This is a genomic window from Candidatus Syntrophosphaera sp. (genome assembly GCA_019429425.1).
Classification (GTDB): domain Bacteria; phylum Cloacimonadota; class Cloacimonadia; order Cloacimonadales; family Cloacimonadaceae; genus Syntrophosphaera.
In genome coordinates, this window is sequence record JAHYIU010000018.1 from 21,634 (window position 1) to 30,308 (window position 8,675).

The 8,675-nt window shown below is 57.5% G+C and carries 5 protein-coding genes; all 5 read right to left on the reverse strand.

All coding sequences use genetic code 11. The features are described from left to right. Positions 1–5: 5 nt before the first annotated feature. Positions 6–938 carry a magnesium transporter CorA family protein gene (locus tag K0B87_03190; GenBank protein ID MBW6513745.1) on the reverse strand — a complete coding sequence of 311 codons (933 nt, stop codon included), beginning with the start codon at positions 936–938 and terminating at the stop codon, positions 6–8. A 173-nt stretch (positions 939–1,111) separates the two neighbouring features. After that, positions 1,112–2,365, reverse strand: a complete 1,254-nt coding sequence (locus K0B87_03195) for a glyceraldehyde-3-phosphate dehydrogenase (protein ID MBW6513746.1) — start codon at positions 2,363–2,365, stop codon at positions 1,112–1,114. 33 nt (positions 2,366–2,398) lie between these two features. After that, positions 2,399–6,475 carry a pyruvate phosphate dikinase gene (locus K0B87_03200; protein ID MBW6513747.1) on the reverse strand — a complete coding sequence of 1,359 codons (4,077 nt, stop codon included), beginning with the start codon at positions 6,473–6,475 and terminating at the stop codon, positions 2,399–2,401. Between the two features lie 846 nt (positions 6,476–7,321). Next, positions 7,322–8,323 (reverse strand): hypothetical protein, encoded by a 1,002-nt coding sequence (locus tag K0B87_03205; protein ID MBW6513748.1) that lies wholly within the window; start codon positions 8,321–8,323, stop codon positions 7,322–7,324. Positions 8,324–8,406: 83 nt separating this feature from the next. Next, the coding region (locus K0B87_03210; protein MBW6513749.1) for a hypothetical protein at positions 8,407–8,675 on the reverse strand (269 nt) is incomplete at its 5' end.

Genomic DNA, 8,675 nt, shown 5'->3' on the forward strand with positions numbered 1-8,675 from the left:
CCTCCTCAGAAGTATTTCTTGCGGATGAAGATCAGCACCATCGCGATGATGGTCAGGATGGAAATGCCCATAACCACGGCGAAGGCGTAGCTCTGTTCCGCGAAGGGCAGTTTGACGTTCATCCCGTAGATGCTGGCGATGAGGGTGGGCACGGCCAGAATGATCGTGACCAGGGTGAGGAATTTCATCACCACATTGAGGTTGTTGGAGATGATCGAGGCGAAAGCGTCCATCATGCCGCTGAGGATACTGGAATGGATGTTGGCCATTTCGATAGCCTGCTTGTTTTCGATGATCACGTCCTCAATCTGGTCCTCTGCGTCGGGATCCTGGTGCAGCCAGCGCGAACGCTGCATTCGCTCGAGGATGATCTCGTTGGATTTCAGCGCGGTGGAAAAATAGACCAGACTCTTCTCCATGCGCAGCAGGCGGATCAGTTCCTTGTTGCGCATGCTCTGGTGGAGTTCATTCTCGATCTTGCCGGTGCGGCGGTTGATCTCCTTGAGGAATTTGAGAAAATAGAGCGAAGCGCGGAGGGCGATCTGGAGCAGGAAACTCTGCTGGGTGATGTTGAAGGGGCGGTGTTTGCAGTCCAGGTAGAGGGTGAGGACCTCGCTTTCAAAAAAGCTCACGGTGATGATCTTATCCTGTACCGCGATCACGCCCAAAGGCGCCGTTGTGAAGGAAACGCTGGCAGAACGATGCCTGTAGTAGAGAGGCACGCGCATGATGGTGAGCACGGCGCCCTCGTCAAATTCCATGCGGCTGTTCTCGTCAGCGTCCTGGAGGTCCGTGATGAAGTCGTCCGGCAGCTCGTAACGCGCGATCAGCGCCTTGATTTCGTCTGCCGTCGGCTCTTCCAGATGGATCCAAAACGCCTCATCATGCGCCAGAGCGGGCTCAAAGCGCTGACCGGCAATCTTGAAATACTGGATCATGGCAACCTCCCTTGAATCTTGATGTTCTGTGAGCGCCATTTTTTTGAAAGGGGGGATTTATGGCAACAGAAATTTGCCGGAAAGGCGTCCGGCCTGAAGGGAAGCCGAAAGGGAGGGAAACAAAACGCCGGCTTCAAACCGGCGCTTGGTGGACAATTATCAGATCAGGGGATTCAGGGTGTGTTTTCCTCCACGTAGTTGACCAGGCGGGAGAGGCAGTTGGTGTAAGAGCCGAGCTCGTTGTCATACCAGCCGAAGATCTTGGCGTGGGTAACGGGCATGGTGACCTCCTTGCCAGGAGCCAGTCCAGCGGCAGAGAGGGTTTCGGGCGGAATGGGGATGAAGGCCGTGCGGGTGTGGGTCTCATGGGCTTCGAGGGTCACGGCGGCGAGGGAGCCGATCAGGTCGGCGGAGACGTTTTGGCGTTCGCTGTAGACCAGCAGGCCTTTCTGGGGGCCATCAGCGGCGTCTTTATAGATCTGGTTGAGCAGCTTGCGGGTGACGGCAGGCTGGCCAAGGTCGTTCAGCCGGGTGTGGAAGGTGACGTTCAGATTGATCAGGGACACGGTGGTGGTGGGGATGCGCACTGAATCCGCCATGAAGCCGATCGCCTTGATTTGGGGCATCACGAGTTCCAGAGCCTTGGCAGCGCCGGTGGTGGAGAGGATGATGTTGTTCAGCACGCTGCGGGATTTGCGCAGGTCGATGGCGCCGGCCTTGGGCACGGAATCGAGGATGCTCTGGGTGTTGGTGGCGGCGTGGACCGTGCTCATCGAGGCGGTCATGATGTTCGCGGTCTCCCGGTGCTCCAGGAGGGGCTTGATCATGTGGGCGAGGCCGGTGGTGGTGCAACTGGCAGCGGAGATCAGATGATGCTCGCGGGGGTTGTAGTCCAGATGGTTGATGCCAAAAATCAGAGTGGCGGCGTCTGGGCTGGGGAGGGCGACGGAGGATTTGCTCTTGAAGGGGGCTGAGACCACCACCTTTAGAGCCCCGGCCTCCAAGTGCCCGCGCAGGCAGGGCTTGCCCTGTTCCGGAGAAAGAGAGGGATCCACAAAATTGCCCGTGCAGTCAACCACCACGCGCACACCTTCGTTCAGCCAGTTGATGTCCTTGGGATCGCGGGCCGTGCGCAGGATCTTGACCGGAATGCCTTCGATCTCCAGGATGGGGGTATCGGCATCCAGGACCTTGATCATGGCCTTGCGCCCCACAGTCCCGAAGAGGTATTTGTGGAGGCTGCCGTAGGTGGAATCGGTCTCGATCACCTGGAGCAGGTCGTCCAGGTTTTTGCCCACTTCGCGGCCGCAATTGATGACGATCCCCTCGAAGTGGCGGAGGTGGATCTGGTTCCAGAGCAATAGCTTGCCGATCCTGCCCAGGCCGTTGATGCCGAGCAGTTTTTTGTTTCTCAGGTTGAGCTTCATGCTTGTCTCCTATGTATGTTTTTTTTATGAAAATCAGATTCGGCCGCGAATTGTCTCGATGGGATAGTGGCCCAGATAGATCGAGCCTGTGCTGGCGTCGATGGCGATGGCCTCTCCGGGAAGGAGGAGTTGGTCGCCGATGCGGCAGTTGTTTTCCGCCTCGTTGACCTTGAGCTGGCGGCAGTTCACTATCCCCTTGATGCCCAAATGGTTGGCCGTCACCGCCGCGTGGGAGGTCACTCCGCCCCGGGAGGTGAGGAGGCCCTGGCAGTCGAAGAGCAGTTCCATGTCCTCGGGCACGGTGTCCGGCCTGACGAGGATTAGGGGCAGCCCTTTTTCTTTCAGGGAATCTATGTCCCTGCGGGAGATGGCGATGAGGCCGTTGATCACGCCTTTGCCGATGCCGATCCCGCAGCCCAGGAGCTTCAATTCGCGCTTGGGGGCGCTGAGGACGGTGTATTCGGCGGTTTTGGTGATCACCTGGTTGCGGGTCTGGAGGATGAAAAGCTGATCTTCCTGCGGCCCTTCGAAGGTGAATTCGATCTCCTGGTGGGGATAGCCCTTGTCCTCGATCAACTGGCGCACGAGGCGGAGCAGCTTTCTGTAGATGGCGGGGAAGTCCTTTTCCAGGGACATTCCGACCGGCGCTTTGGACTGTTCGCGCTCGGCCTCGGAGATGGGCAAAGTGTAGACCAGACCAGCCACAACGTCCTCGCCCTGGCTGCAGAGGGTGAAATCGCCGTTGAGGGTGATACCCTGCTTCTTGTTCCAGTCGGCATAGGTGAAGAGCACGCCGGAGCCGGAATCGAGGCTGATATTGCCCAGGACCATCTTCTGGACGGTCACGGCGGTGCCCCAGTCGTCGGCGATCTGCAGCTTCTGGCGGTAAAGCCTGGCCCTGTCGGCGTTCCAGGAATCCAAAACGTGGTTGATCGCCTGTTTGATCTGGAGGAAGACGTCCTGCTCGAAGGCGACCCCGTGGGAGGCCAGGATCTCCTTGTAAGCGGAGCACATGTCCCTCATTTGCCGGGGGCTGAACTGGGTTTTGAGCTTGACCTTGTGCAGGCGCTTGAAGGAGATCATCACGCCGTCGAACTCGTCGCGATCGATGCCGTAGGCCATGCCCCAGCTTTGGAGCAGGCGGCGATAGCAGTCCCAGGCGGTCCAGCCGAAATTGGGCATCCTGCTCAGCCCGAGAGTGACCTCTTCATTGAGCCCGATATTGAGGAAGGTGTCCATCGCCCCCGGTAGGCTCATTGGGGCGCCGGAGCGCACGGAGAAGAGCAGCGGCCTTTCGGGAATCCCATAGCCCAAGCCAGTGATCTCCTCCAGCGAGGATATCTGGGCTTTGAGCAGTTCATCCAGCTCGCGGTCGATCTCCGGATGGGTGCCCACGATGTTGCGATAGCGGTAAAGCTCGGTGCTGATCACGAAGCCCGGCGGAATGGGAAACTCGTATTGGTGCATCTTTTTAAGGAAATAGGATTTGGAACCCAGCAACACCTGGTTGTCCAGGCGCCCGTTGCTGGTTTGGAGCGGAATGATCAGCAGGTCCGGGTCGTAGCTCATCACCCGGCTGATCTCGCCAGAGCCGAAGAGCTGCTTCATCGCGTTCAGGGAGAGCAGGATCTGGGCGATGAGATTGTCCATGTCCTGCACCAGGAAGGTGGAGGAGAGCAGCTTGCGGTAAAATTCCTCGGCGAACATCTGCTGGGCGGCCTGGCGGCTGTGCCGGTTTCCCGTTCCGGCAGCTGGGGCCTGCTCCAGTTCCTGCTCGTAGAAGCGGTAGTAGTATTCGTTGATGATGTCCGTGATGCTGTCCTTGATCAGTTTGAACAGGTCCAGGTACTGGTCCAGCGAGAGGTTGGTGATCCTCTGGCTGGATTTGAGCATCTCCAGGGCGCTGGTGAAAGCTTCGCTGGTGAGGCCCTGCTGCTTGAGGCCCAGGTCGAAGAGCTCGAGAAGCCGGATGACGCGCTTGAGGGTCTTGGCGGTGATATAATTGAGGTTAAGCTGCTTGATGTTTTTCTCGATCAGCCGCTGGAGCATATTTTCCAGCCGGAAGATCATCCCCATCGCCTCCAGCTTGGGCTCGCGGTATTGGCCATACATGGAGGGGATCCCGGCTGCGATGTGCCGCTTGTAGTAGATGTTTTCCCAAGGTTGGGTGGGCTGGGGATCGAGGATCACCTGGTTCAGCCTGCCGATGTAGCCCAGCATCTGGCGGATGCTGCTGTCAAAGTCGTTGCGGTCCAGGCTCTGGCGCAGGCGAAGCTGCTCCTTTTTGTCGAACCATTTGAAGCGGGCCAAAAACTTCACCACATCGTAGGGATCCAGGTCATACTTGTCCAGGAGCAGATAGTGGATGTGGCAGAGCAGTTCGAGGCGGCGGAGGAAGAGGTCCGGCTTCTTCTCAGAAACCGGGAAGAGCGGGGCGACGGTCTGCCAGGACTGGCTAAGCAGGCTTTCCACGCTCAGTTTGTGGTCTTTGAGAAACTTGTTCACCGCCTTCTGCTGGGCCCTGAGCCGCTCGTCGGGCTCCTTGAGATACAGTTCCACGTCCTCCGGGATGATGCCGTGCAGGTGCCTCAGGTCCAGGTCGGTCCAGAAAAGCAAGGTCTTCTTCATCAGGGTGATGTGGGTGTTGTTGCTTTCTGTGTGCACCTGCTTGCGGATGAAATGCATCAAGCGGTCCTGGCGCGAGCCCAGTTCGTCGATCTCGGTGCTCAGGTCGCGGATGTCGCCCTCGGCGCCGATCTCCTGGAAGAACACGGGGAAGAGCTTGAGCAGGTTTTTCACCTGGGTGTAGAGCGGCTTGATAGCGCTGTTGAGGAAGGCGGAGACGTCCTTTTGGAAGAGGTCGGTGTCCGAGATGAAGATGCCGTGCTGGGTGAGCGCGATGCTCAGGGCGGCCAGGAGGTCCTTGCAAAAGAGGGGATCGATGCTCACCAACTCCAGCCACACCCGGATGTTTTTAATGTGGTTTTTGTTGGCGATGATCTGCCAGTCGCGGCTGATCCGGATCTCGCCCGGGGGGATGAAACCCAGGTCGATGATCTTGCGCAGGCAGTGTTTGCCCAGTTCCGGCTCGCGGGGATCCAGCACCGCCCTGCCAATGGTGAGCACGCAGTCCAAAACGATGCTGCTGTGGATGTCCCGGTATTCGGCCAGGGTGGCGAACACGCTGTCCATCAGTTGGTTGATCTCGCGCGCGGAAAGCGAATCGCGCAGCTCAGCCAGCAGCCGGTTCAAATCCCAGAGCAGGTGGTCGCTCAGCTCGGCCATGGCGGGCAGGCTCAGCAGGTAGAAAACGTATTGGATCTTGCCCTGGAGGCTGGGAAACTCCGCGATCAGGTCCCGGTGGCGCCCGGCGATGTCGCTGTGGCTGGGGATCCCGGCCAGTCCGTCCATGTCCTTGGCCGCGCTGAGCTTGTTCAGGCTATCCGCGAAGAAGCTTTCGCCCAGAGCGCTTTCCAAGTATTCCCGCTCCAAGCTGATGAATTCGGAGTATTTGTCAAACCATTCCCCGATCCGGCCCTGCCGGCGCCAAAGCTGCAGCGAGTCGGCCAGGATGGACTTCAGCAGGGGAGCCAGCTTCTCCGGGCTGTCCAGGCGCGGGGCCAGCTTCAGAAAAGCCTTGTGGCAGGCTCCCGAAGCCCTCACGAACAGCTCCGGCTGCTCCTCGTGCCACGCCTCCAAAACTTCCAGACTGTGGCGCAAAACCTCCGCCGAAACCTTCTCCTCTCCCGCTATGGCGGCCAGAAAATCCAGATATTCGGCCAAAACCTTCTGCCGCGTGGCGTCGTCCGGAGCCCGCGAGGCGATGCTCCGGAAGATCTCCACCACGAGCTTCAGGGCCCTCTCGCTTTCCGGCAGTTGGGCATAGAACCAGAGGTCGCCCAACACACTCTGCCGCATCAACTTGAGCGCTTCCGCCAGATTGGCGTAGGGATGGTGCAGCTCTTCCAAAAACAGCCGCGTCCGCTGCTGGATCCCGAAATAAGCGCCACTCTGGTCCAGAAGCCACTGGCTGTCAGGAGGCAGAACCACTTCCAACACCTTGGTCAGGGCCAGGTTGCTTTCCAATGCCTGGGATTCGATCTTATCCAATATCTCCTCGGAGGATGTCTTGTTATTCCATCTTGCTGCGGGAGAGCGCTTTAATTATTACCGACCACTCTCTCCCATCTTTACTTACTACTTTAATTCCCTTGATTCTTTTGTCAAGCAACTTGTTTTTGGGGTGGATCGATGGCTGGGGATGATGAAACCGCTCACCGGGATCCAAGGCAGTTAAGAGGAATTTTAGGATTCACAACCCCCAAAAAAGCTTGTGAATCTCTTAACTTCATGGCGGGTATAGCATTACGGGATGAAATTCACAAAATCGGCTTCCTGTGCCCTCCGGCATCCGGGACGGGAAGAAGGGATGCAGGATCTTGTTTAGATAACCTATATAGTTAATATAAATATATTATATAATATAATACTATATATACTATAAATATATATACTGCATATTCATAGCACAATTAAACTCCCTGCCTGACACTTCCAGCGCCCCGGGGCCACAGAGTGCGAATTTTGTGAATTTCATCCCCTAAACCATACCCGGGCAATCGGTTAAGAGATTCACAAGCTTTTTGGAGGGTTGTGAATTTCAAAACAGGACGGGATGGCGCGGAACCCATCTTCCCGCAAACCCATTCCGCCCCTGAGGCAAACAGCATGGATAGGCCAGGAAGGCAGCCGCATCCACCCTCTTCCGGATTTCTGCCAGTCCCACTCGATTTTATCCCATCCCCCCCTTTTTCCTGGCTCACTTGCCTCCCGTTTGCCTCCCGCCGAGTTCCCGCCTGTCCGGCGGGTGGTTAGCGAGTGGTCAGTGAGTGGCGGGTGAGCTGGGTAAAAGAGCGAAATTCCAGCTCAGCTTCCAAAGCCCGGAGCACTGGCTCTTCAGGGCGAGACCGCGGTCACCCGGTAGAACGCCCTGTCCTGGGTGAGATCCTGATCGGTCCAGCTTTGCAGGGGTGTATTGGCCAGCAAAGTGAAGTCCGCGAAGGGATCCGGCGCGCGGTACACGTTATAGCTGGAGGCTCCGGGAAACTTCGGCCAGGAGATGGTTCCCGCCCCGCTGATGGATGGGAACATGTATCCCGCGTGGCTTCCGGTTTGCGCGGATTGGTTTTGCTCCAGCAGGGTGCTGAAGAGATCCAGTTCGCCGCCGCCGGAGGAGCGGGCAAAAGCCAGCCAGGCGGCCATCAGGTCGAAGACCAATTGGGTGGTGTAGATATCCGAATGGCCCACCCCCGCGAAACTGAGATAGCTTTTATAGCAGGAGGCCAGGTTCGCGTAGATCGGCATCTGGTGGTTGGGCGGTGGCGCGATCCAATCGGTTGCACCGGAGAGAGTGAGCGAGGGCATGAGCACCTGGGAGGCAGCCGAGATCGCGGAGGGGCTTGTTTCCGCGGCGGCAAGGGTGAGGAGGGCTGAAGCCGAGCTTTGTGCGGCAGCCAGCACTGAGGCACCTCCACCCATGGAATGGCCCATCAGCACGGAAAAGGGGTCCACGCTCGCGAAGAGCTCCGAATCCGCCATCTGGTTCTCGGCCAAAACGCTTAGGCGCACGAATTCCAGGTCCAGGGCGAAATTCGCGTGGCTGGGGAAAAAGCCGCCCTCGGTGGTTGGAAAAGCCACGATCCAGCCGCTGGAGACGAATTCATCCCTCAGAACGGAATAGGTGGAGACCGCCGAAAGCCAGCCGTGGCCAAACACGATCAGCGGAAAGGCCTCGCGCTGTGAGGTTCCGGAAGCCGGCAGGGGATGGTAGATGAGGGTTGGGATCTGGCGGTTGTTGCGCGAAGGATCGATGTAGGTGCGGTTCAACAGGCCGACCTCCCAAGCCTGGAGCAGCGAAGCCGCCAGCAAGAATATAGCAATCAAAATAAACATCTTCATTTGGACCTCCATGTCCACAAGTAAACAATGTCAGGAAAGGGATGCTTGTCAAGGGAAAGTTTCGACTGGCATTCCCCCATTTTTTATACCAGCCTGATTTTCAACTGCCATGGTTCGATCAGATCGGCTCTATAAGGTGAGGTGTCGTAGTGTCTGGAGCTACTGAGGCAGATTTGCATGACCTGACTGATTCGGTAGTACACAAACTGCTGCAGTTTAGCCCAATCCTTTGCCCTAAAGCAGATCAGCTTCGGGAAAGCCTCTGCAATCTTCACTATGATGTCTTTACATGAGTAGATGAAGTATAGAGCCAGGGTAAGCAACATATTAAGGTTCTTGAGTTTCGTATAGC